The organism is Enterobacter sp. BWH64, from assembly GCF_001037645.1.
GTDB classification, from domain to species: domain Bacteria; phylum Pseudomonadota; class Gammaproteobacteria; order Enterobacterales; family Enterobacteriaceae; genus Enterobacter; species Enterobacter hormaechei_C.
Genome location: NZ_KQ089922.1, coordinates 3,500,140 through 3,523,120, shown reverse-complemented (window position 1 = coordinate 3,523,120; position 22,981 = coordinate 3,500,140). Strand labels below are relative to the sequence as shown.

The 22,981-nt window shown below is 55.6% G+C and carries 20 protein-coding genes; 19 read left to right on the top strand and 1 reads right to left on the bottom strand.

Features of this window, described 5'->3' with window-relative positions; genetic code table 11:
* The first annotated feature begins 230 nt into the window (after positions 1-230).
* The 3 genes from udk to asmA all read left to right on the top strand — a co-directional run bounded on the left by udk (position 231) and on the right by asmA (position 3,419).
* On the top strand, positions 231-872 hold the full coding sequence (gene udk / locus SK50_RS16850; protein WP_000130320.1) for a uridine kinase: 642 nt from the start codon (positions 231-233) through the stop codon (positions 870-872).
* Between the two features lie 91 nt (positions 873-963).
* Positions 964-1,545, top strand: a complete 582-nt coding sequence (gene dcd, locus SK50_RS16845) for a dCTP deaminase (RefSeq protein WP_017383269.1) — start codon at positions 964-966, stop codon at positions 1,543-1,545.
* Positions 1,546-1,568: 23 nt separating this feature from the next.
* On the top strand, positions 1,569-3,419 hold the full coding sequence (gene asmA, locus SK50_RS16840) for an outer membrane assembly protein AsmA (RefSeq protein WP_048229733.1): 1,851 nt from the start codon (positions 1,569-1,571) through the stop codon (positions 3,417-3,419).
* A gap of 90 nt (positions 3,420-3,509) precedes the next feature.
* On the opposite strand, the gene SK50_RS16835 is transcribed toward asmA, so the two are convergent.
* Positions 3,510-5,093 (bottom strand): TerC family protein, encoded by a 1,584-nt coding sequence (locus tag SK50_RS16835; RefSeq protein ID WP_015572372.1) that lies wholly within the window; start codon positions 5,091-5,093, stop codon positions 3,510-3,512.
* Between the two features lie 693 nt (positions 5,094-5,786).
* On the opposite strand from SK50_RS16835, the gene SK50_RS16830 reads away from it, so the two are divergent.
* From SK50_RS16830 to wcaJ, 16 genes are all read left to right on the top strand, one after another.
* On the top strand, positions 5,787-6,923 hold the full coding sequence (locus SK50_RS16830) for a polysaccharide export protein (RefSeq protein WP_003862079.1): 1,137 nt from the start codon (positions 5,787-5,789) through the stop codon (positions 6,921-6,923).
* Positions 6,924-6,929: 6 nt separating this feature from the next.
* Positions 6,930-7,373, top strand: coding sequence for a low molecular weight protein-tyrosine-phosphatase Wzb (wzb, locus tag SK50_RS16825; RefSeq protein WP_003862078.1), 444 nt, complete (start codon positions 6,930-6,932; stop codon positions 7,371-7,373).
* Positions 7,374-7,375: 2 nt separating this feature from the next.
* Positions 7,376-9,538 carry a tyrosine-protein kinase Wzc gene (gene wzc / locus SK50_RS16820; protein ID WP_015572374.1) on the top strand — a complete coding sequence of 721 codons (2,163 nt, stop codon included), beginning with the start codon at positions 7,376-7,378 and terminating at the stop codon, positions 9,536-9,538.
* A 110-nt stretch (positions 9,539-9,648) separates the two neighbouring features.
* Entirely contained in the window at positions 9,649-10,491 is an 843-nt protein-coding gene (wcaA, locus tag SK50_RS16815; protein ID WP_017383272.1) for a colanic acid biosynthesis glycosyltransferase WcaA, read from the top strand.
* The gene (gene wcaB, locus SK50_RS16810; RefSeq protein WP_003863505.1) at positions 10,491-10,982 is read left to right on the top strand and encodes a colanic acid biosynthesis acetyltransferase WcaB; all 492 of its coding nucleotides are present in this window, start codon (positions 10,491-10,493) and stop codon (positions 10,980-10,982) included. Before wcaA ends, wcaB begins: the two co-directional genes overlap by 1 nt.
* Positions 10,979-12,196 (top strand): colanic acid biosynthesis glycosyltransferase WcaC, encoded by a 1,218-nt coding sequence (wcaC, locus tag SK50_RS16805; protein ID WP_017383273.1) that lies wholly within the window; start codon positions 10,979-10,981, stop codon positions 12,194-12,196. The genes wcaB and wcaC overlap by 4 nt, the downstream gene beginning before the upstream one ends.
* Positions 12,171-13,391 carry a colanic acid polymerase WcaD gene (wcaD, locus tag SK50_RS16800; RefSeq protein WP_045344347.1) on the top strand — a complete coding sequence of 407 codons (1,221 nt, stop codon included), beginning with the start codon at positions 12,171-12,173 and terminating at the stop codon, positions 13,389-13,391. The genes wcaC and wcaD overlap by 26 nt, the downstream gene beginning before the upstream one ends.
* Before the next feature lie 16 nt (positions 13,392-13,407).
* Positions 13,408-14,154: a colanic acid biosynthesis glycosyltransferase WcaE gene (gene wcaE / locus SK50_RS16795; protein ID WP_003863510.1), complete on the top strand. Its 747-nt coding sequence runs from the start codon at positions 13,408-13,410 to the stop codon at positions 14,152-14,154.
* 16 nt (positions 14,155-14,170) lie between these two features.
* The gene (gene wcaF, locus SK50_RS16790) at positions 14,171-14,725 is read left to right on the top strand and encodes a colanic acid biosynthesis acetyltransferase WcaF (RefSeq protein ID WP_015572376.1); all 555 of its coding nucleotides are present in this window, start codon (positions 14,171-14,173) and stop codon (positions 14,723-14,725) included.
* A gap of 21 nt (positions 14,726-14,746) precedes the next feature.
* On the top strand, positions 14,747-15,868 hold the full coding sequence (gene gmd / locus SK50_RS16785; protein WP_003863514.1) for a GDP-mannose 4,6-dehydratase: 1,122 nt from the start codon (positions 14,747-14,749) through the stop codon (positions 15,866-15,868).
* Between the two features lie 2 nt (positions 15,869-15,870).
* On the top strand, positions 15,871-16,836 hold the full coding sequence (locus SK50_RS16780) for a GDP-L-fucose synthase (RefSeq protein WP_023303988.1): 966 nt from the start codon (positions 15,871-15,873) through the stop codon (positions 16,834-16,836).
* 2 nt (positions 16,837-16,838) lie between these two features.
* The gene (locus tag SK50_RS16775; RefSeq protein ID WP_065186924.1) at positions 16,839-17,318 is read left to right on the top strand and encodes a GDP-mannose mannosyl hydrolase; all 480 of its coding nucleotides are present in this window, start codon (positions 16,839-16,841) and stop codon (positions 17,316-17,318) included.
* The gene (wcaI, locus tag SK50_RS16770) at positions 17,315-18,538 is read left to right on the top strand and encodes a colanic acid biosynthesis fucosyltransferase WcaI (protein ID WP_022651482.1); all 1,224 of its coding nucleotides are present in this window, start codon (positions 17,315-17,317) and stop codon (positions 18,536-18,538) included. Before SK50_RS16775 ends, wcaI begins: the two co-directional genes overlap by 4 nt.
* A 3-nt stretch (positions 18,539-18,541) precedes the next feature.
* Positions 18,542-19,978 carry a mannose-1-phosphate guanyltransferase gene (gene cpsB / locus SK50_RS16765; protein WP_048229732.1) on the top strand — a complete coding sequence of 479 codons (1,437 nt, stop codon included), beginning with the start codon at positions 18,542-18,544 and terminating at the stop codon, positions 19,976-19,978.
* A gap of 109 nt (positions 19,979-20,087) precedes the next feature.
* The gene (gene cpsG / locus SK50_RS16760; RefSeq protein WP_017693089.1) at positions 20,088-21,458 is read left to right on the top strand and encodes a colanic acid biosynthesis phosphomannomutase CpsG; all 1,371 of its coding nucleotides are present in this window, start codon (positions 20,088-20,090) and stop codon (positions 21,456-21,458) included.
* A 128-nt stretch (positions 21,459-21,586) separates the two neighbouring features.
* The gene (gene wcaJ, locus SK50_RS16755) at positions 21,587-22,981 is read left to right on the top strand and encodes an undecaprenyl-phosphate glucose phosphotransferase (protein ID WP_006811236.1); all 1,395 of its coding nucleotides are present in this window, start codon (positions 21,587-21,589) and stop codon (positions 22,979-22,981) included.

Genomic DNA, 22,981 nt, shown 5'->3' with positions numbered 1-22,981 from the left:
GATTTTGACTTCATAGACTTATAAAATAGTTACTCTGCGAAGAAGGGTGATGAAATGGCGAAAAACCGCGCGTAAAAATTTTGCTAAAGGCGTGAAACAGCGCTTTTCAGCCCGCCTCGCATAACCTGCGCATTCGACTGGTATCACGCCCCCGAAATCCCTATAATTGCCGCGTTTGACGCTCCGGCGTCGTCCTTCCTTACATCCAGGTTAATCAGGTCGCTAAATTTATGACTGATAAGTCTCATCAGTGCGTCATCATAGGCATCGCCGGCGCATCGGCTTCAGGTAAAAGTCTTATTGCCAGTACGCTTTATCGCGAACTGCGTGAACAAGTGGGTGATGAGCATATCGGTGTGATTCCCGAAGATAGCTATTACAAAGATCAATCCCATCTTTCGATGGAAGAGCGCGTAAAAACCAACTACGACCACCCCAGTGCGATGGATCACAGCCTGCTGTTCCAGCATCTGGAAGCGCTCAAGCGCGGCGAGGCGATTGAGCTGCCCGTCTACAGCTACGTGGAACATACCCGCACCCAGGAAACGATCCGTATCGAGCCCAAGAAGGTGATTATCCTTGAAGGGATTTTGCTGCTCACCGACGCCCGTCTGCGCGAATCTATGAACTTCTCGATTTTCGTCGACACTCCGCTGGATATCTGCCTGATGCGGCGTATTAAACGCGACGTTAACGAACGCGGCCGCTCCATGGACTCCGTGATGGCGCAATATCAGAAAACCGTTCGCCCGATGTTCCTGCAATTTATTGAGCCTTCGAAACAATACGCCGATATTATCGTGCCTCGCGGCGGTAAAAACCGTATTGCCATTGATATCTTAAAAGCGAAAATCAGTCAGTTTTTTGAATAAGCCGTGTGAATTGTGTACCGTTCAGAGATAACCTGGTTTTGCCCTGACGCCGTAAGGCTTCAGGGCGCGATGCACGAAAGGAGAAAGTGCCATGCGTCTTTGTGACCGCGATATAGAAGCCTGGCTGGATGAAGGCCGCCTGTCTATCACCCCGCGTCCGCCGGTTGAGCGTATTAACGGCGTGACCGTCGATGTGCGTCTGGGGAATAAATTCCGCACCTTCAGCGGCCACACGGCACCGTTTATCGACCTCAGCGGGCCGAAAGACGAAGTCAGCGCGGCGCTGGATCGCGTCATGAGCGACGAAATCGTCATCGAAGAAGGAGAGGCGTTTTATCTCCATCCTGGCGAACTGGCGCTGGCGGTGACCTTTGAATCGGTCACGCTGCCTGCGGACCTGGTCGGCTGGCTTGACGGACGCTCTTCCCTGGCGCGTTTGGGCCTGATGGTGCACGTCACTGCGCACCGTATCGATCCGGGCTGGTCTGGCCGTATCGTTCTGGAGTTCTTTAACGCCGGTAAATTGCCGCTGGCGCTTCGTCCGGGAATGATGATTGGTGCGTTGAGCTTTGAACCGCTGACCGGCCCGGCAGACCGTCCTTATAACCGCCGTCAGGACGCAAAATATCGCAACCAGCAGGGTGCGGTTGCCAGTCGTATCGATAAAGACTGATCTGTGAGTTCACTGAGGAAGCCATGAGAAGAGTTCTGACAACGCTGATGATTTTGCTGGTGGTGCTGGTGGCTGGCCTTTCAGCGTTGGTGCTGCTGGTTAACCCGAATGACTTCCGGGCCTACATGGTGCGGCAGGTGGAAGCGCGCAGCGGGTATGAACTCAAGCTGGACGGGCCGCTGCGCTGGCACGTCTGGCCTCAGCTCAGCATTCTCTCCGGACGTATGTCCCTCACCGCGCCGGGTGCCGCGCAGCCGCTGGTCACGGCGGATAACATGCGTCTTGATGTCGCGCTCATCCCGCTGTTATCCCATCAGCTCCAGGTTGAACAGGTGATGCTGAAAGGGGCTGTGATTCAGCTTACGCCGCAAACCGAAGCCGTTCGTCAGGCGGATGCTCCGGTCGCACCGCGTGAAAACACCTTGCCTGACGTCCCGTCTGACACCGGCTGGTCGTTCGATATTGGTAATCTGAAAGTTGCTGACAGCGTGCTGGTTTTCCAGCATGAAGATGACGAACAGATCACCGTACGCAATATCAACCTCAGGATGGAGCAGGACGCCAACCATCACGCCACCATGGAGTTCTCCGGGCGGATCAACCGCAATCAGCGCGATCTCAACCTGTCGATGAACGCGAACGTGAACGCCTCTGATTATCCGCACCAGCTGACGGCGGACGTTCAGCAGCTTAACTGGCAGCTGACCGGCGCGGATTTACCCGCGAAGGGGATTGCCGGCCAGGGCACGATGCAGGCGGTGTGGCATGAAGAGCGCAAACAGCTCGAACTGAACGCGCTCAACCTCCAGGCCAACGACAGCGCCCTGAAGGGGCAGGCGAGCGTCACGCTTGATGAGAAACCTAAGTGGGTGCTGGATCTGCAATTCGACAAGCTGAACCTCGAGAACCTGCTTCCGCCCCAATCGGTGAACGCGACCGATGAGGGAGCCACGCAGGTGGGGCAAAGCCAGGTTACGCAGTCGCGTCCGGTGATCTCCTCAAATCTCGATCAGCCTGACTACAATGGCCTGCGCGGATTTACCGCCGACATTCTGCTGAAAGCGAACAGCGTGCGCTGGCGTGGGATTGATTTTACTGACGTCAGCAGCCAGATGTTCAACCACAACGGCCTGCTGGTCATCTCCGAGCTCAGCGGAAAAATGGGAGCGGGGAACCTCTCCCTGCCGGGCACGCTGGATGTACGCAAAGACGTTGCCAGCGCCGCGTTCCAGCCGCGTCTGGAAAACGTTGAGATTGGCACCATCCTGAAAGCCTTTAATTACCCGATTGCCCTCACGGGGCAGCTGTCGCTGGCAGGGGATTTCTCTGGTACGAAGATTGATGCGGACGCCTTCCGTCGTAGCTGGCAGGGGAAGGCGCACGTTGAGCTGAAAGATTCGCGCATGGAAGGGCTGAACTTCCAGCAGCTGGTGCAGCAGGCGGTAGAACGCAGCAGCAGCGTGAAAGCGAATGAAAACTACGACAGCGCAACCCGTCTGGACAGCTTTACCAGCGAGCTTGCCCTCGACAACGGTCAGCTCTCGCTTGACGACATGCAGGGGACGTCGTCACTGCTGGCGCTGACCGGAACCGGCGCGCTGGATCTGGTGAAAGAGACGGCAGACACCCGCTTCAACGTCCGCGTGAAGGCTGGCTGGGAAGGCGAAGGCCAGCTTGTGGAGTTCCTGAAAGAGACGCCGATACCGCTGCGCGTGTACGGAAAATGGCAGGAGTTGAATTACAGTTTGCAGGTCGATCAGATCCTGCGGAAGCACCTTCAGGATGAAGCGAAACGTCGGCTGAATGACTGGGTGGACCGCAATAAAGAGTCTCAGTCAGGTAAGGACGTGAAAAAACTGCTCGATAAGCTGTGATGCCTGTTGTGCCGGGTGGCGGCTTTGTCTTACCCGGCCTATAAAAGCCAGACACCGTAGGCCGGGTAAGCGAAGCGCCACCCGGCTTTTTTACACCTCAAAATCCATCTCATCTTCACCGCGCAGCGGTATCAGCTGCACCTTCTGCACGCGATGGCTCTCTACCTGCAAGGTTTTGATCATGTAATCCCCCACCTGGACCTCTTCGCCCGGCTGCGGAATACGTTGCAGATATTCCATCAGCAAACCGGCGATGGTGTGGTATTCGCGCTTCTCATCCAGCGGAAGCGGAACGAACTGCACCAGATCTTCGAGCGGCATATGGCCGTTGGCGGTCCAGCTGCCGTCGGCGTTTTTCTGAATATCGTGACGCGCATCGATCTCATCCACCTCATTAGGCAGATTACCAGCGATGGTTTCCATCACGTCGCTGAGCGTTACCAGCCCTTCCACAGAACCAAACTCATCAACGACAAACGCGAAGTGGGTACGCGCGTTGCGGAACTGCTCCAGCGCGGAGAGCAGCGGCAGCGCTTCCGGGAAGACCAGCGGCTGGCGCACCAGCGCCCGCAGGTTGAGCGGCTCGCCATGGAGCTGCTGTTGCAGGAGGTCAATCACGTGTACCACGCCCAGCAGCTCTTCTTCCTCTTCACCGCCGGTCACGACCACGCGGGTGTGCTGGTTTTTATCCAGCAGGGCGCGGATCTGCTCTTCCGGCGCCGTCAGGTCAATATGCTCAATGTCATGGCGGGAGGTCATGATACTGCTCACCGAGCGCTGGTTGAGGTTAAGCACGCGCTCTATCATCCGGCGTTCCTGCGGGTTGAAGATCTGCCCGTCGCTGTGGTCGGCAAGCATCGCCGCGGATTCAGCATCCAGCTCGGCATCCTCTTTTTTGCCGCTCAGCAGGCGCATCACCGTATCTGCGGTGCGCTGTCGTAATGTCTGGTTCGCGGAGAGAAAACGGCGACGGTTGAAAATGGCCAGCTGGTTGAGAAACTCAATCAGCACCGAGAAACCAATGGCGGCGTACAGATACCCTTTCGGGATATGGAAGCCAAAACCATCCGCGACCAGGCTAAAGCCAATCATCAGCAGGAAGCTCAGACAGAGGATGACGATAGTCGGGTGACTGTTCACGAAGCGCGTCAGGGCTTTACTGGCGAGCACCATCAGGGTGATGGCGATGATCACCGCGGCCATCATCACCGCCAGATGGTCAACCATCCCGACGGCCGTGATCACGGAGTCGAGAGAAAAGACGGCATCCAGCACCACTATCTGCGCGACCACTGGCCAGAATTTTGCACCGCGTCGCTGGGTGGGGTTTTCACTGTCTTTTCCTTCCAGCCGCTCATTAAGCTCAACCGTGGCTTTGAACAGCAGGAACAATCCGCCGAAAAGCATGATCAGGTCGCGGGCGCTAAAGCTCAGACCCTGCACGCTGAATAAGGGTTTGGTCAGCGTCACCAGCCAGGAGATTGAGGCCAGTAACAGCAGACGCATCACCATGGCGAGCAGAAGACCCGTCACGCGGGCGCGGTCGCGTTGTGAAGGGGGTAATTTATCGGCAAGGATGGCGATAAACACCAGGTTATCAATGCCGAGCACTAATTCGATGACGACCAGCGTCACCAGCCCGGCCCAGATTGATGGATCGGCAATCCATTCCATAGTAAATGCAATACCTTCTGTTATATGACTAATGTCACACTTCGATCATGGATAAAGCCGACGGAAATTGCAATGCCGGGGTGAGATTTCTCTTAATGCTACACTCAGGTAAACCCCATTTGCCGGGCGGTGTAAATAAGTTAATTGCGAAGATTTAATTACATAAGACGATATTTAGGATATATCGCAATAAATGGTCCGGCGATCTATTTTGTCAATATAAAGAAAATCCGAAAACCTTAAAACTTTGCTCTTAATATTAATCTTAAAAACGAATATTAGGACGGTTGTCTCCTTGCCTGCTATTAGGTTAGCTGCAACAATTCTTCCAGCATCAAATGTTAAATCTCCTTGTTGCTATTTTTGTTTCGGTCTTTGGTGAAGGTTATACATTATCAATCGCCCCTGTGAGGCGTTTGATATATTTCGCAAAAGGCCTTATCCAAGAGGGTGTCTAACCATAACGCATTGTTTAGTCAGTGGATTGGTAACTGAAAGCCAAGGGCGGTAGCGTGCCTGAAAGCGTGTGAATCAGCCTCAATTATTCTGTCAATAGCCAATGGATGAATAAGCTTTTTTTAGGACTGATGCCAGTTATATTACTAAATGATTAACTGCATTCTGATTGTCACCACGATCCGCGCTTATTTTAATTGCACAGGATAATTACTCTGCCAAAGTGATAAATAATCAATGATGAAATCCAAAATGAAATTGATGCCATTATTGGTGTCTGTGACCTTGATGAGTGGTTGCACGGTCTTTCCCGGCAGCAATATGTCGACAATGGGCAAGGATGTGATTAAACAGCAGGATGCTGATTTTGATCTCGACAAAATGGTGAATGTGTATCCATTAACCCCACGTCTGGTGGAACAATTACGCCCACGTCCAAATGTTGCTCAGCCAAATATGTCTCTGGACCAGGAAATTGCCTCTTACCAGTATCGCGTGGGTCCGGGTGACGTCATTAATGTGACCGTCTGGGATCACCCTGAACTGACCACGCCTGCGGGCCAGTACCGCAGCTCAAGTGACACCGGTAACTGGGTTCAGTCCGATGGCACCATGTTCTATCCCTACATTGGCAAAGTGCACGTCGCGGGCAAAACGCTTGCTGAGATCCGTAGTGATATTACCGGCCGCCTGGCGCAGTACATTGCTGACCCGCAGGTGGACGTTAATATCGCCGCGTTCAGATCCCAGAAAGCCTATATCTCTGGCCAGGTCAATAAATCCGGCCAGCAGGCGATCACCAACGTCCCGCTCACCGTTCTCGATGCGATCAATGCCGCAGGCGGCTTAACCGACGGCGCTGACTGGCGCAACGTGGTGCTGACCCACAACGGCAAAGAGCAGCGCATTTCGCTTCAGGCGCTGATGCAAAACGGTGACCTGACCCAGAACCGCCTCCTTTATCCGGGCGATATTCTGTACGTGCCGCGCAACGACGATCTGAAAGTGTTCGTGATGGGTGAAGTGAAGAAACAGAGCACCCTCAAGATGGACTTCAGCGGTATGACCCTGACCGAAGCGCTGGGCAATGCGGAAGGCATCGATCTGACCGCCTCCAACGCCAGCGGTATCTTCGTGATCCGTCCTATCAAAGGCGAGAACGCGAAGGGCAAGATTGCCAACATCTACCAGCTGGATATGTCCGACGCGACGTCCCTGGTCATGGCAACGTCGTTCCGTCTCCAGCCGTACGATGTGGTCTATGTCACCACCGCGCCGGTTGCCCGCTGGAACCGTCTGATCAACCAGTTGCTGCCTACCATCAGTGGCGTTCGCTACATGACGGATACGGCGAGCGACGTTCATAACTGGTAAGCCGCGATGTTTAACAAAATTCTGGTGGTGTGCGTGGGGAACATTTGCCGTTCCCCCACGGCTGAAAGGCTGTTGAAAAATTACCAGCCTGCGTTAACGGTCGACTCCGCAGGGCTGGGCGCGCTGGTCGGAAAAGGTGCCGACGAACGTGCCGCAAGCGTTGCCCTTGAGCATAACCTCTCACTCGACGGGCACGTTGCCCGACAGGTCTCTGGCCGGATGTGCCGGGAATATGACCTGATCCTCGCGATGGAAAAACGCCACATTCACGCGCTGTGCGATATCGCACCGGAGATGCGCGGCAAGGTGATGCTGTTTGGTCACTGGGATGGTGAGCGCGAAATTCCCGATCCGTATCGCAAGAGCCGCGAGGCCTTTGAGGCGGTATACACCTTACTAGACCAGTCTGCCCGTCAGTGGGCGCAGGCACTGAAAGCTCAGCAGGGATAACAATGACAGAAAAAACAAGACCTTCTGCCGCCCCGACGTCGGGCAGTGATGAAATCGATATCGGTCGCCTGGTCGGGACCGTTATTGAAGCGAAATGGTGGGTGCTGGGTATTACCGCCATCTTTGCCGTGGCGGCGATCGTTTATACGCTGTTCGCGACGCCTATTTACAGCGCCGACGCGCTGGTGCAGATCGAACAAAATACCGGAAACTCGCTGGTTCAGGATATCGGCTCGGCGCTGGCCAACAAGCCGCCGGCATCGGAAGCCGAAATTCAGCTGATCCAGTCGCGCCTGGTACTGGGCAAAACGGTTCACGATCTGGGGCTGGATATCGCGGTCACCAAAAACACCTTCCCGGTATTTGGCGCAGGCTGGGATCGCCTGATGGGGCGCAGTAACGATACGGTAAAAGTGACCGACTTCGTGATCCCAAAAGGGGCAGGGGACCAAACCTTTACCCTGACCGTGCTGGGACCAAAACAGTATCAACTGACCAGCGACGCGGGCTTCAGCGCACGCGGTGAGGTGGGGCAGATGCTGACCAAAGAGGGCGTCAGCATCAAGGTCAGCGCAATTCAGGCGCATGAGGGCGGGGAGTTTACGGTCACCAAATTCTCGACGCTCGGGATGATCAACAACCTGCAAAACAACCTGACCGTCACCGAAAACGGCAAGGACACCGGCGTCCTGAGCATGACCTTCACCGGTGAAGACAAGGATCAAATTCGCGACATCCTCAATAGCATCACCCGCAACTATCTGGAGCAGAACGTTGAGCGCAAGTCAGCGGAAGCCGCAAAAAGCCTGGCGTTTCTCAGTAAACAGCTGCCGGAGGTGCGCGCCCGTCTGGATGACGCTGAGAACAAGCTGAACGCGTACCGTCAGGACAAGGATTCCGTCGATCTGCCGCTGGAGGCGAAATCGGTTCTCGACTCCATGGTGAATATTGATGCGCAGCTGAACGAGCTGACCTTCAAAGAGGCGGAGATTTCCAAGCTCTATACCAAACGTCACCCGGCGTACCGCACGCTGCTGGAGAAACGTCGTACCCTGGAAGAAGAGAAGGCGAAGCTGAATGACCGCGTGACCGCGATGCCGAAGACGCAGCAGGAAATTGTACGCCTGACGCGTGATGTGGAATCCGGCCAGCAGGTTTACATGCAGCTGCTGAACAAACAGCAGGAGCTGAAAATCACCGAAGCCAGCACCGTCGGCGACGTGCGTATCGTTGACCCGGCGATTACCCAGCCGGGCGTGCTGAAGCCGAAGAAAGCGCTGATTATCCTCGGCAGCATTATTCTCGGCCTGATGCTTTCCATTGTCGGCGTGCTGCTGCGCTCGCTGTTCAACCGCGGTATCGAAAGCCCGCAGGTGCTGGAAGAGAACGGGATCAGCGTGTACGCCAGCATCCCGCTTTCAGAGTGGCAGAAGTCCCGTGACAGCGTGAAAACCGTTAAGGGCGTCAAGCGTTACAAACAGAGCCAGCTGCTGGCCGTGGGTAACCCGACTGACCTGGCGATTGAAGCGGTGCGCAGCCTGCGTACCAGCCTCCACTTCGCCATGATGCAGGCCAAAAACAACGTCCTGATGATGACCGGTGTCAGCCCGTCAATCGGTAAAACCTTCGTCTGCGCCAACCTGGCGGCGGTGGTGAGCCAGACCAACAAGCGCGTGCTGTTGATCGACTGCGATATGCGTAAGGGCTACACCCACGAGCTGCTGGGCACCAACAACGTTAACGGTCTGTCGGAAATCCTGCTCGGTAAAGGGGAAATCAGCGAGAGCGCCAAGCCGACGTCGATTCCGAAATTTGACCTGATCCCGCGTGGCCAGGTGCCGCCGAACCCGTCTGAACTGCTGATGAGCGAGCGCTTCACGCAGCTGATTGAGTGGGCGAGCAAAAACTATGACCTGGTGCTGATCGATACCCCACCAATTCTGGCGGTCACCGACGCTGCCGTGGTAGGGCGTCATGCGGGCACCACGCTGATGGTCGCACGCTATGCGGTGAACACCCTGAAGGAAGTGGAAACCAGCCTGAGCCGCTTTGAGCAGAACGGTATTGAGGTTAAGGGGGTCATTCTGAACTCCATCTTCCGCCGCGCGACCGGGTATCAGGATTACGGCTACTACGAGTACGAATACAAGTCTGACAGTAAATAATAATCCCCCTCATCCTAACCCTCTCCCCAGGGGGGAGAGAGGACTGCATGGTGCAGCTTTTCTCCCTCTCCCTCCGGGAGAGGGTCGGGGTGAGGGATAAGGGGAAGACCATGACCACACAACGCCCTTTGATTTCTATCTATATGCCGACATGGAATCGTCAGCAGCTGGCGATCCGCGCGATTAAATCGGTCCTGCGTCAGGATTACGATAACTGGGAACTGATTATCGTGGATGACTGTTCCTCCTCTTACGAACAACTGCAAAAGTTTGTTGAAGACCTGAACGACCCGCGCGTGGTGTACACCCACAACGCCATCAACTCCGGGGCGTGTGCGGTGCGCAACCAGGCGATTATGCAGGCGAAAGGGCAGTATCTGACCGGTATCGACGACGATGACGAATGGACGCCAAACCGTCTGTCAATCTTCCTGTCGCACAAAGCGCAGCTGGTGACCCACGCGTTTCTGTATGCCAATGACTATGTCTGCCAGGGCGAGGTCTATTCGCAGCCGGCCAGCCTGCCGCTGTATCCGAAATCACCGTATTCCCGCCGCCTGTTCTACAAGCGCAACATTATCGGCAATCAGGTGTTTACCTGGGCATGGCGCTTTAAGGAGTGCCTGTTCGATACCGAGCTGAAGGCCGCGCAGGATTACGACATCTTCCTGCGGATGGTGGTGGAGTACGGCGAGCCGTGGAAGGTGGAAGAGGCCACGCAGATCCTGCACATCAATCACGGGGAGATGCAAATCACCTCGTCGCCGAAGAAATTCTCGGGCTACTTCCATTTTTACCGCAAGCACAAGGACAAGTTTGACCGTGCCAGCCGGAAGTATCAGCTCTTCACCCTGTATCAGATCCGTAATAAGCGCATGAACTGGCGCACGCTGCTGACGCTGCTGTCGGTACGTAACGGCAAGCGTCTGGCTGACGGGCTTCGGGGGAAATAATGTTTCTGGAAGATTGCCGCGCTAACAGCTGGAGCCTGCGCCCGTGCTGCATGGTTCTGGCCTACCGTATTGCGCACTTTTGCTCGGTGTGGCGCAAAAAAAATGTGCTGAACAATATCTGGGCCGCGCCGGTGCTGGTGCTGTACCGCATCATCACCGAATGCTTTTTTGGCTATGAAATTCAGGCCGCTGCCACCATTGGCCGCCGCTTTACCATTCATCACGGCTATGCGGTGGTCATCAACAAGTTCGTCGTCGCGGGTGATGATTTCACCATTCGCCACGGGGTGACAATCGGCAACCGCGGGCCAGACAGCCTGGCCTGCCCGGTGATTGGCAATAACGTCGAGTTGGGCGCCAACGTGGTGATGATCGGGGACATTACCGTGGGCAATAACGTGACGATTGGCGCAGGCAGCGTGGTGCTGGACAGCATTCCGGACAACGCGCTGGTGGTGGGCGAGAAAGCCCGCGTGAAGGTGATTAAATGAACATTCTGCAATTTAACGTACGCCTCGCAGAGGGCGGGGCGGCAGGCGTAGCGCTGGATCTGCACCAGCGCGCGCTGCAAAAAGGACTCCAGTCGCGCTTTGTTTACGGTTACGGTAAAGGCGGCAAGAAAAGCGTCAGCCATGATAACTATCCGCAGGTGCTGAAGCAGACGCCACGTCTGACCTCCATCGCCAATATTGCGCTGTTCCGCCTGTTTAACCGCGACCTGTTCGGCAACCTGAATAATCTCTACCGCACCGTCACCCGCACTCGCGGCCCGGTTGTGCTGCACTTCCACGTGCTGCACAGCTACTGGCTGAATCTGGAAGAGGTGGTGGCGTTTTGTGGCAAGGTGAAGGCGCACAAGCCGGATACCCGATTTGTCTGGACGCTGCACGACCACTGGAGCGTGACCGGACGTTGCGCCTTTACCGACGGCTGCGAAGGCTGGAAAGATAACTGCCAGAAATGCCCTACGCTCAGCAACTACCCGCCTGTGAAGGTCGATCGCGCGCATCAGCTGGTTGAGGGTAAGCGTCAGCTGTTCCGCGATATGCTCTCGCTCGGCTGCACCTTTATCTCCCCAAGCCAGCACGTGGCGGACGCTTTTAATAGCCTGTACGGAGCAGGGCGCTGCCAGATCATTAACAACGGTATTGATGTGGCAACGGAAGCGATCCTGGCCGAACTGACGCCCGTAGCCGTTACCCCCGGTAGGCCGAAAATTGCGGTCGTCGCCCATGACCTGCGCTACGACGGCAAAACCAACCAGCAGCTGGTGCGCGACATGATGGCGCTCGGCGACAAAATTGAGCTGCATACCTTTGGCAAATTCTCGCCGTTTGATGGCGCTAACGTGGTGAACCACGGGTTTGAAACCGACAAGCGCAAACTGATGAGCGCGCTGAACGGTATGGACGCGCTGGTGTTCAGCTCCCGCGTGGACAACTACCCGCTGATCCTGTGCGAAGCGCTCTCCATCGGCGTACCGGTGATTGCCACCCACAGCGACGCCGCGCGGGAAGTGCTGGAGAAATCCGGCGGTAAAACCTTCAGTGAAAATGAGGTGCTGCCGCTGGTGCAGTTGTCGAAGGCCGATATCGCGCAGGCTGTTTTTGGCACGGACCTGGAATCGTTCCGCAACCGTAGCCGCAAAGCGTACAGTGGACAACAGATGCTGGAGGAGTATGTCTCGTTCTATCAGAATCTGTAGTTATCTGCTGCTGCCGCTGATCTACCTGCTGGTCAACGTTAAGATTGCCCAGCTCGGTGAAAGCTTCCCGATCACTATCGTCACCTTCCTGCCGGTTCTGTTGTTGCTTTACGTTGACAAGCTTAACCTCAAAAAGCTGATGATTTCACTGGGCATCGGGTTTGGTCTGACGGCGTTTAACTACATCTTTGGTCAGTCGCTGGACGCCAGCAAATATGTCACCTCCACCATGCTGTTTGTTTATATCGTTATCATTATTGGCATGGTGTGGAGTATTCGCTTTAAAACTATTTCTCCGCACAATTATAGGAAAATCCTCAGGTTCTTTTATCTTGTCGTCGGGCTGATTGTTGTGCTTGCGGCAATGGAGATGGTGCAAATTATTCTCACAGGCGGCAGCAGCCTGATGGAAATAATTTCGAAATATCTTATATACAGTAACAGCTATGTACTGAACTTCATTAAGTTTGGTGGCAAGCGAACAACGGCGCTCTATTTTGAACCGGCGTTTTTTGCTCTGGCACTAATCTCAATTTGGCTCAGCATCAAACAGTTCGGTATCAAAACCCCCAAGACCGATGCTATGATTCTTGCAGGAATCGTTCTGTCAGGGTCGTTCTCCGGGGTAATGACGTTTATTCTGTTTTACCTGCTGGAGTGGGCGTTCCAGTACCTGAACAAAGAGGCGATTAAGAAAAAACTGCCGCTGGCGATAATCTCTCTGACGGTATTTTTAGTGGGCGTAATATTTGCGTTTCCGTACATTTCTGAACGTCTGGGTGATTTGGGAACGGAAGGTTCGTCGTCCTATTATCGCATCATTGGTCCACTGGTGATGGTGGGTTATTCCTTAACCCATATTGATGGCGTAGTAAGATTCGGCTCACTTTACGAATATGTTGCATCATTCGGAATCTTTAACGGTGCGGATGTCGGTAAAACCATAGACAATGGTCTGTATCTGTTAATTATCTATTTTTCCTGGTTCGCCGTACTGTTGACACTGTGGTATCTGTTTAAAGTTTTCAAAATGATGATTAACGCGTTTGGTGATAACCAGAACTTTCGCGTGCAACTTTATCTGTTCACACCGGTGTCGTTGTTTTTTACCGGGTCAATATTTAGCCCGGAATATGCATTCTTAATTGTATGTCCGTTTATTTTGCGCAAAGCGCTGAATATTACGAGCGTATGACGAAATGAGGTGATTTATGTTTCTTAGCGTCATTACTGTCGCCTTTCGTAACTACGAAGGGGTGGTAAAAACCTGGCGCTCGCTGCGCAACCTGGCGCGCGATCCGAGCCTCACTTTTGAGTGGATCGTGGTCGATGGCGGCTCGAACGACGGCACGGCGGAGTTCCTGGAAAAACTCAACGGTGAGTTCAACTTACGTTACATCAGCGAGAAAGATAAAGGTATTTACGATGCCATGAATAAAGGCATCAACATGGCGCAGGGGCGTTACGCGATCTTCCTCAATTCCGGCGATGTGTTCCATGAAGATGTGGCGCTGTTTGCCCGTCAACTGGCGCGCCAGAAAGAAGATGCCATGTTTATTGGTGATGCGCTGCTTGATTTCGGCGAGGGGAAAAAAGTGCTGCGCGGCGCGAAACCAGGCTGGTATATCTACCACAGCCTGCCGGCCAGCCATCAGGCTATTTTCTTCCCAATGAGCGGCCTGAAAAAACAGCCTTACGATTTGCGCTATAAAGTGTCATCAGATTATGCCCTGGCGGCCAGCCTGTACAAATCTGGCTACCCGTTCCGTCGAATTAAAGGACTGGTATCTGAATTTTCAATGGGTGGCGTGTCAACCTCGAATAATCTGGAACTGTGCCAGGATGCCAAAAACGTGCAGCGTAAAATATTACGCGTGCCGGGGTTCTGGGCGGAATTATCTTATTTCTTACGTCTGAAAACGACGGGTAAAGCGAAAGCCTTATATAACAAAGCCTGAGATATAAGGAAACGTAATGCAGGAATTAAATGGATTCTCCGTGCCGAAAGGTTTTCGGGGCGGGAGCGGTATTAAAGTTCAACTGTGGTGGGCTGTACAGGCAACGTTATTTGCCTGGTCGCCGCAAATACTGTACCGCTGGCGCGCATTTTTACTGCGTCTGTTTGGCGCAAAAATAGGAAAAAACGTAGTCATTCGACCTTCGGTGAAAATTACTTATCCCTGGAAATTAACGCTTGGGGATTACGCCTGGGTTGGGGATGACGCGGTGTTATATACCCTTGGCGAGATTACGATTGGCGCAAATTCGGTGGTTTCACAGAAGTGTTATTTGTGCACCGGCAGCCACGATTTTATGAGCCCGCATTTTGATATTACCGCTTCGCCTGTTGTGATCGGTGAAAAATGCTGGCTGGCAACAGACGTCTTTGTTGCACCCGGTGTTTCTGTTGGCGATGGCACGGTAGTCGGTGCCCGCAGCAGCGTTTTTAAATCGCTTCCGGCAAATAAAATTTGCCGTGGCAACCCCGCAGTGGTGATACGCGAACGCGTTGAAACTGAAAAACTTTGATAAGTACAGAGGAATATAAACATGTCTAAAGTCGCTCTCATCACCGGCGTTACCGGACAAGATGGTTCTTACCTGGCAGAATTGCTGCTGGAAAAAGGGTATGAAGTTCACGGTATTAAGCGTCGTGCCTCTTCATTCAACACCGAGCGTGTCGATCACATTTACCAGGATCCGCATGCGGCAAACCCGAAATTCCATCTGCACTACGGCGACCTGACCGATACCTCCAACCTGACCCGCATCCTGCAAGAAGTACAGCCGGACGAAGTGTACAACCTGGGGGCAATGAGCCACGTTGCGGTTTCCTTCGAGTCCCCGGAGTACACCGCTGACGTGGATGCGATGGGTACGCTGCGTCTGCTGGAAGCGATTCGCTTCCTTGGTCTTGAGAAGAAAACCCGCTTCTACCAGGCATCTACCTCTGAGCTGTACGGTCTGGTGCAGGAAATTCCGCAGAAAGAGACCACGCCGTTCTACCCGCGTTCTCCGTACGCTGTGGCGAAACTGTACGCTTACTGGATCACCGTGAACTACCGTGAATCCTACGGCATGTACGCCTGTAACGGCATTCTGTTCAACCACGAATCTCCGCGTCGCGGCGAAACCTTCGTGACCCGCAAAATCACCCGCGCGATCGCCAACATCGCTCAGGGCCTGGAGTCTTGCCTGCACCTCGGCAACATGGATTCCCTGCGTGACTGGGGCCATGCGAAAGACTACGTGAAAATGCAGTGGATGATGTTGCAGCAGGAACAGCCAGAAGACTTCGTGATCGCGACCGGCGTGCAGTACTCCGTGCGTCAGTTCGTTGAGATGGCTGCGGCACAGCTGGGCATCAAGCTGCGCTTCGAAGGCACCGGCGTGGAAGAGAAGGGTATCGTTGTTTCAGTGACCGGCCACGACGCACCGGGCGTGAAGCCAGGCGACGTGATTGTCCAGGTTGATCCGCGTTACTTCCGTCCTGCTGAAGTGGAAACCCTGCTGGGCGACCCAACCAAAGCGCACGAGAAGCTGGGCTGGAAACCAGAAACCACCCTGCAAGAAATGGTATCCGAGATGGTGGCCAAAGATCTTGAAGCAGCGAAAAAACACTCCCTGCTCAAGTCTCATGGCTACGAGGTTGCCATCGCGCTGGAGTCCTGAGAATGACAAAACAACGTATTTTTGTCGCCGGTCATCGCGGAATGGTGGGTTCCGCGATTGTTCGCCAGCTGGAACAGCGCGGCGACGTTGAGGTGATTGTTCGCACCCGCGACGAGCTGAACCTGCTTGACAGCAAAGCGGTGCAGGATTTCTTCGCCAGCGAACGTATCGACCAGGTGTATCTGGCGGCGGCGAAGGTGGGCGGCATTGTCGCTAACAACACCTACCCGGCGGATTTCATCTACGAGAACATGATGATTGAAAGCAACATCATTCACGCGGCGCATCTGTACAACGTGAATAAATTGCTGTTCCTCGGCTCATCCTGTATCTACCCGAAAATGGCGAAGCAGCCGATCGCCGAGAGCGAACTGTTGCAGGGCACGCTTGAAGCCACTAACGAGCCGTATGCGATTGCCAAAATTGCCGGGATCAAGCTGTGTGAATCCTACAACCGTCAGTATAACCGCGACTATCGCTCGGTGATGCCGACCAACCTGTACGGACCGCACGACAACTTCCACCCGAGCAATTCGCACGTGATCCCGGCGCTGCTGCGTCGTTTCCACGAGGCGACTGCCGAAAACGCCCCGGACGTGGTGGTGTGGGGCAGCGGTACGCCAATGCGTGAGTTCCTGCACGTGGACGACATGGCGGCGGCCAGCATTCACGTCATGGAGCTGGATCGCGAGGTGTGGCAGGAAAACACCGAGCCGATGCTGTCGCACATTAACGTCGGGACCGGCGTGGACTGCACCATTCGCGAGCTGGCGCAGACCATCGCGCAGGTGGTGGGCTACAAAGGACGCGTGGTGTTTGACGCCACCAAACCGGACGGCACGCCGCGCAAGCTGCTGGACGTGACCCGTCTGCATCAGCTGGGCTGGTATCACGAGGTCTCACTGGAGCAGGGGCTGGCCAGCACCTACCAGTGGTTCCTGGAAAACCAGCACCGCTTCCGGGGGTAATGATGTTTTTAAGTCAGGAAGATTTTGCCACGGTAGTGCGTTCCACTCCGCTGATCTCAATCGATTTGATCGTGGAGAACGAACGCGGCGAGTTCTTGCTGGGGAAACGAACCAATCGTCCTGCACAGGGCTTCTGGTTCGTGCCCGGCGGGCGCGTGCAGAAGGATGAGACGCTTACCGATGCGTTTGAGCGTCTCACTCTGGCGGAACTGGGTCTGCAACTGCCGATGGCAGCGGGCCAGTTTTACGGGGTCTGGCAGCACTTCTATGACGATAACTTTTCAGGCACCGGGTTCACCACGCACTACATCGTGCTGGGGTTCCGCCTGAAGGTGAGTGAGGCAGACCTGCGTCTGCCTGATTCTCAGCATGACGATTACCGCTGGTTAACGCCAGAGGCGCTGCTGGCAAGCGACAACGTCCATGACAACAGTCGGGCGTACTTCCTTGCGGAACGTCAGGCCGAGGTGCCAGGTCTATGAAAATCCTCGTCTACGGAATTAACTACTCGCCGGAGCTTACCGGTATCGGGAAATACACCGGCGAGATGGTCGAGTGGATGGCGAGCCAGGGACATGACGTGCGGGTGATTACTGCCCCGCCGTATTACCCGGAGTGGAAGGTAGGCGAACGCTATTCCAGCTGGCGCTACCGCCGCGAAGAGGGCGCCGCGACCGTCTGGCGCTGCCCGCTCTACGTGCCGAAACAGCCCTCGACGCTGAAACGTTTAATTCATCTGGGCAGCTTTGCCCTGAGCAGTTTCTTCCCGCTGATGGCGCAGCGTCGCTGGAAGCCGGATCGCATCATCGGCGTGGTGCCGACGCTGTTCTGCACGCCAGGCATGCGCCTGCTGGGCAAACTCTCCGGCGCGCGCACCCTGCTGCACATTCAGGATTATGAAGTGGACGCCATGCTCGGGCTGGGGATGGCCGGGAAAGGCAAGGGCGGCAAGGTGGCGAAGCTCGCCAGCGCCTTTGAGCGCAGCGGTCTGCACAACGTGGATTACGTCTCGACCATTTCGCGCTCAATGATGAACAAGGCGCAGGAGAAGGGCGTCCCGGCGGAAAAAGTGATCTTCTTTCCGAACTGGTCCGAAGTGGCGCGCTTCCGCGATGTGACAGACCAGGATGCGCAGGCGTTACGCGCGCAGCTCGGGTTGCCTGCTGAGCAAAAAATCATTCTTTACTCAGGCAACATCGGCGAAAAACAGGGGCTGGAGAGCGTGATTGACGCCGCGCTTCAGCTGAGCGAACACCCGTGGATGTTCGTGATAGTCGGGCAGGGCGGCGGTAAAGCGCGGCTGGAAAAAATGGCCAGCGAGCGCGGACTGACCAACATCCGCTTCTTCCCGCTTCAGTCTTATGACGCGCTGCCCGCGCTGCTGAAAATGGCGGATTGCCATCTGGTGGTGCAAAAACGCGGCGCGGCGGATGCGGTGTTGCCGTCCAAGCTGACCAACATTCTGGCAGTGGGCGGAAACGCGGTGATTACGGCAGAAGCCGCAACAGAATTAGGCCAGCTGTGCAACAGCTACCCGGGCATTGCCGTTTGCGTGGAGCCGGAATCGGTTCCTGCGCTGGTGACCGGAATTGAGCAGGCACTCGCCATGCCAAAAGAGAACACGGTGGCACGTGAATATGCCGAACGCACGCTCGAGAAAGAGAACGTGCTGAGCCAATTTATTGCAGATATACGGGGATAAATCATGAGTCAAACCACTTTGTATCCGGTCGTAATGGCGGGTGGATCCGGGAGCCGGTTGTGGCCACTGTCCCGCGTGCTTTATCCAAAACAATTTCTGTGCCTGAAAGGCGACCTCACCATGCTGCAAACGACGGTTAACCGTCTGCACGGCGTGGAGTGTGAAAGCCCGGTGGTGATCTGTAACGAACAGCACCGCTTTATCGTTGCCGAGCAGCTGCGCCAGCTGAACAAACTGACCGAAAATATCATTCTGGAGCCTGCCGGACGCAACACGGCGCCTGCCATTGCCCTTGCGGCGCTGGCGGCAAAACGCAGCAGCCCGGACTGCGACCCGCTGATGCTGGTGCTGGCGGCTGACCACGTCATCCAGCAGGAAGAGGCCTTCCGCGATGCGGTACGCGCCGCGATTCCTTACGCTGAGAACGGCAAGCTGGTGACCTTCGGCATCGTGCCGGATCTCCCGGAAACCGGCTATGGCTACATTCGCCGCGGCAGCGTTACGCCTGGTGAAGGCGACAGCGTGGCCTTTGACGTGGCGCAGTTTGTCGAAAAACCGAATCTGGAAACCGCGCAGGCGTACGTCGCCAGCGGGGAATACTACTGGAACAGCGGTATGTTCCTGTTCCGCGCCGGTCGCTACCTGGAAGAGCTGGAAAAATATCGCCCGGATATCTTACGCGCCTGCGAAAAAGCGATGGCGGTGGTGGATCCGGATCTCGATTTTATCCGCGTGGACGAAGAAGCCTTCCGCGCCTGTCCGGAAGAGTCCATTGACTATGCGGTGATGGAACGTACGGCAGATGCGGTAGTGGTACCGATGGATGCGGGCTGGAGCGACGTCGGCTCCTGGTCGTCATTGTGGGAGATTAGCGCGCATACCCCGGAGGGTAACGTCCATCACGGGGATGTGATCAGCCACAAAACGGAAAACAGCTACGTCTACGCCGAATCTGGCCTCGTCACTACGGTAGGGGTGAAGGATCTGGTGGTCGTGCAGACCAAAGACGCGGTGCTGATTGCCGACCGTAATGCCGTGCAGGACGTTAAAAAAGTGGTGGAGAAGATCAAGGCCGATGGCCGCCACGAACACCATATTCACCGTGAAGTTTACCGCCCGTGGGGCAAATATGACTCCATCGACGCTGGCGAGCGTTATCAGGTGAAACGCATCACCGTGAAGCCGGGAGAAGGGCTGTCGGTGCAGATGCACCATCACCGCGCCGAACACTGGGTGGTGGTGGCGGGGACCGCCAAAGTGACCATCGACGGTGAAGTGAAGCTGCTCGGTGAAAACGAGTCCATTTATATTCCGCTGGGGGCGACGCACTGTCTGGAGAACCCGGGGAAAATTCCGCTCGACTTAATTGAGGTGCGTTCCGGCTCCTATCTGGAAGAGGACGACATCATCCGCTTCCAGGATCGCTACGGGCGCGTGTAGCACTCCGCATCATGCCCGGTGGCGCTGCGCTTTCCGGGCCTACGAATGACAAAAATAAATTTGGCCATTACATGGTCAGGGCCAACTGTTGCCTGAAAAAGGGGTCATCATGGAAAAATTAACCTGTTTTAAAGCCTACGATATTCGCGGCAAGCTGGGCGAAGAGCTGAACGAAGACATTGCGTGGCGCATCGGCCGCGCGTACGGCGAATACCTGAAACCACAAACTATCGTGCTGGGCGGCGACGTGCGTCTGACCAGCAAATCCCTGAAGCTGGCGCTGGCGAAAGGGCTACAGGACGCGGGCGTCGATGTGCTGGACATTGGCCTTTCCGGTACCGAAGAGATCTATTTTGCCACCTTCCACCTGGGCGTGGACGGCGGTATCGAAGTGACGGCCAGCCATAACCCGATGGACTACAACGGCATGAAGCTGGTACGCAAGGGCGCGCGTCCTATCAGCGGCGACACCGGCCTGCGTGACGTGCAGCGTCTGGCCGAGGCCAACGACTTCCCGCCGGTCAATGAAGCCAGACGCGGCAGCTATAAGCAGATTAACCTGCAAAAAGAGTACATCGACCACCTGCTGGGCTACATCAACGTGGCGAACCTCAAACCGCTGAAGCTGGTGATTAACTCCGGCAACGGCGCGGCAGGCCCGGTTGTCGATGCACTTGAAGCCCGCTTTAAGGCGCTGAACGTGCCGGTGACCTTCGTCAAAGTGCACAACACGCCTGACGGCAACTTCCCGAACGGTATTCCTAACCCGCTGCTGCCGGAGTGCCGCGACGACACCCGCAACGCGGTGATTGAGCACGGCGCCGATATGGGTATCGCCTTTGACGGCGATTTCGACCGCTGCTTCCTGTTCGATGAGAAAGGGCAGTTTATCGAAGGCTACTACATCGTTGGCCTGCTGGCGGAAGCGTTCCTCGAGAAAAACCCGGGGGCGAAAATCATTCACGATCCGCGTCTTTCCTGGAACACCGTCGACGTGGTGAAGGCCGCGGGCGGCGAGCCGGTGATGTCCAAAACCGGCCACGCGTTTATCAAAGAGCGTATGCGTGAGGAAGACGCCATCTACGGCGGCGAGATGAGCGCCCACCACTATTTCCGTGATTTTGCCTACTGCGACAGCGGGATGATCCCGTGGCTGCTGGTGACTGAGCTGCTGTGCCTGAAAGGGCAGAGCCTGGGTGAACTGGTGCGTGACCGCATGGCGGCGTTCCCGGCGAGCGGCGAGATCAACAGCAAACTGGCACAGCCCGCTGAGGCCATTGCCCGCGTGGAACAGCACTTTGCCATTCATGCGCTGGAGATTGACCGTACCGACGGTATCAGCATGGCGTTCCCGCAGTGGCGCTTCAACCTGCGCTCCTCCAACACCGAGCCGGTGGTGCGCCTGAACGTGGAGTCCCGCGCCGATACCGCGCTGATGGAAGCCCGAACGAAGGACATTCTGGCGCTGTTGAATCAGTAAAAAGAAAACCTTACCCCTCACCCTAACCCTCTCCCCAAAGGGGAGAGGGAACTTGAACACCCTCTCCCCTTTGGGGAGAGGGCCGGGGTGAGGGGCGAGGGGTAAGGTTTAGAACTAAAGGAACAACGATGACAAATCTAAAAAAGCGCGAACGAGCGAGAACGAATGCATCGTTAATCTCTATGGTGCAGCGTTTTTCTGATATCACCATCATGGTCGGCGGACTGTGGGCGGTGTGTTGGGTCAGCGGGCAGTCGTTCTTATACATGCACTTGCTGATGGCGTTGATTGCGCTGGTGGTGTTTCAGATGATCGGCGGCATGACCGATTTTTATCGTTCATGGCGCGGCGTCAAAATGACCACCGAACTGATGCTGCTGCTCCAGAACTGGACCTTAAGCCTGGTTTTCAGCGCAGGGCTGGTGGCGTTCAGCCATGATTTTGATAACCGTCTTGTGACCTATCTCTGCTGGTATCTGTTAACCAGCATTGGCATGGTGGTCTGCCGCTCGCTGATCCGCTTTGGCGCAGGCTGGCTGCGCAACCGCGGGTATAACCGTCGCTTCGTTGCCGTGGCGGGCGACCTGCCGGTGGGACAGGTGTTGCTCGACAGCTTCCGCAAAGAGCCGTGGTTAGGCTTTGAAGTGGTCGGGATTTATCACGACGCGAAGCCCGGCGGCGTGCCGTCCGACTGGGCAGGTAACTACGAACAGCTTATTGACGATGCGAAAGCTGGCAAAATTCATAACGTCTACATCGCCATGCAGATGAAAGATGAATCCCGCATCAAGAAACTGATGCGCGAGCTGGCGGATACCACCTGCTCGGTGATCCTCATCCCGGATGTCTTCACCTTCAATATTCTCCACTCCCGTATTGAAGAGGTGAACGGGGTACCGGTTGTTCCACTGTACGACACGCCGCTGTCGGGGATTAACCGCGTGCTGAAGCGCGTGGAAGATATCGTCCTTTCGTCCCTGATCCTGCTGCTCATCTCCCCGGTGCTGTGCTGCATTGCGCTGGCGGTGAAGCTCAGCTCGCCGGGGCCGATCATCTTCCGTCAGACCCGCTACGGCATGGACGGTAAGCCGATCATGGTGTGGAAATTCCGCTCCATGAAGGTGATGGAGAACGACAAGGTGGTGACCCAGGCGACGCAGAACGATCCGCGCGTCACCCGCGTGGGCAACTTCCTGCGCCGTACCTCGCTCGATGAGCTGCCGCAGTTCATCAACGTGTTCACCGGCGGGATGTCCATCGTCGGGCCTCGTCCTCACGCCGTGGCCCATAACGAGCAGTACCGCACCCTGATTGAAGGCTACATGCTGCGCCATAAGGTGAAGCCAGGCATCACCGGCTGGGCGCAGATCAACGGCTGGCGCGGCGAGACCGACACGCTGGAAAAAATGGAAAAACGTATCGAGTTCGATCTGGAGTACATCCGCGAGTGGAGCCTCTGGTTCGATATCAAGATTGTTTTTCTGACCATTTTCAAAGGCTTCGTGAACAAAGCGGCGTACTAA

Coding starts and splice junctions, on each gene's coding strand:
- wcaB (WP_003863505.1), top strand. CDS start 10,491: ATGTTTCTGGAAGATTGCCGCGCTAACAGCTGGAGCCTGCGCCCGTGC.
- wcaC (WP_017383273.1), top strand. CDS start 10,979: ATGAACATTCTGCAATTTAACGTACGCCTCGCAGAGGGCGGGGCGGCA.
- wcaJ (WP_006811236.1), top strand. CDS start 21,587: ATGACAAATCTAAAAAAGCGCGAACGAGCGAGAACGAATGCATCGTTA.
- SK50_RS16780 (WP_023303988.1), top strand. CDS start 15,871: ATGACAAAACAACGTATTTTTGTCGCCGGTCATCGCGGAATGGTGGGT.
- SK50_RS16835 (WP_015572372.1), bottom strand. CDS start 5,093: ATGGAATGGATTGCCGATCCATCAATCTGGGCCGGGCTGGTGACGCTG.
- cpsG (WP_017693089.1), top strand. CDS start 20,088: ATGGAAAAATTAACCTGTTTTAAAGCCTACGATATTCGCGGCAAGCTG.
- udk (WP_000130320.1), top strand. CDS start 231: ATGACTGATAAGTCTCATCAGTGCGTCATCATAGGCATCGCCGGCGCA.
- asmA (WP_048229733.1), top strand. CDS start 1,569: ATGAGAAGAGTTCTGACAACGCTGATGATTTTGCTGGTGGTGCTGGTG.
- dcd (WP_017383269.1), top strand. CDS start 964: ATGCGTCTTTGTGACCGCGATATAGAAGCCTGGCTGGATGAAGGCCGC.
- gmd (WP_003863514.1), top strand. CDS start 14,747: ATGTCTAAAGTCGCTCTCATCACCGGCGTTACCGGACAAGATGGTTCT.
- wcaI (WP_022651482.1), top strand. CDS start 17,315: ATGAAAATCCTCGTCTACGGAATTAACTACTCGCCGGAGCTTACCGGT.
- wcaD (WP_045344347.1), top strand. CDS start 12,171: ATGTCTCGTTCTATCAGAATCTGTAGTTATCTGCTGCTGCCGCTGATC.
- wzc (WP_015572374.1), top strand. CDS start 7,376: ATGACAGAAAAAACAAGACCTTCTGCCGCCCCGACGTCGGGCAGTGAT.
- wcaF (WP_015572376.1), top strand. CDS start 14,171: ATGCAGGAATTAAATGGATTCTCCGTGCCGAAAGGTTTTCGGGGCGGG.
- SK50_RS16775 (WP_065186924.1), top strand. CDS start 16,839: ATGTTTTTAAGTCAGGAAGATTTTGCCACGGTAGTGCGTTCCACTCCG.
- cpsB (WP_048229732.1), top strand. CDS start 18,542: ATGAGTCAAACCACTTTGTATCCGGTCGTAATGGCGGGTGGATCCGGG.
- wzb (WP_003862078.1), top strand. CDS start 6,930: ATGTTTAACAAAATTCTGGTGGTGTGCGTGGGGAACATTTGCCGTTCC.
- wcaE (WP_003863510.1), top strand. CDS start 13,408: ATGTTTCTTAGCGTCATTACTGTCGCCTTTCGTAACTACGAAGGGGTG.
- SK50_RS16830 (WP_003862079.1), top strand. CDS start 5,787: ATGATGAAATCCAAAATGAAATTGATGCCATTATTGGTGTCTGTGACC.
- wcaA (WP_017383272.1), top strand. CDS start 9,649: ATGACCACACAACGCCCTTTGATTTCTATCTATATGCCGACATGGAAT.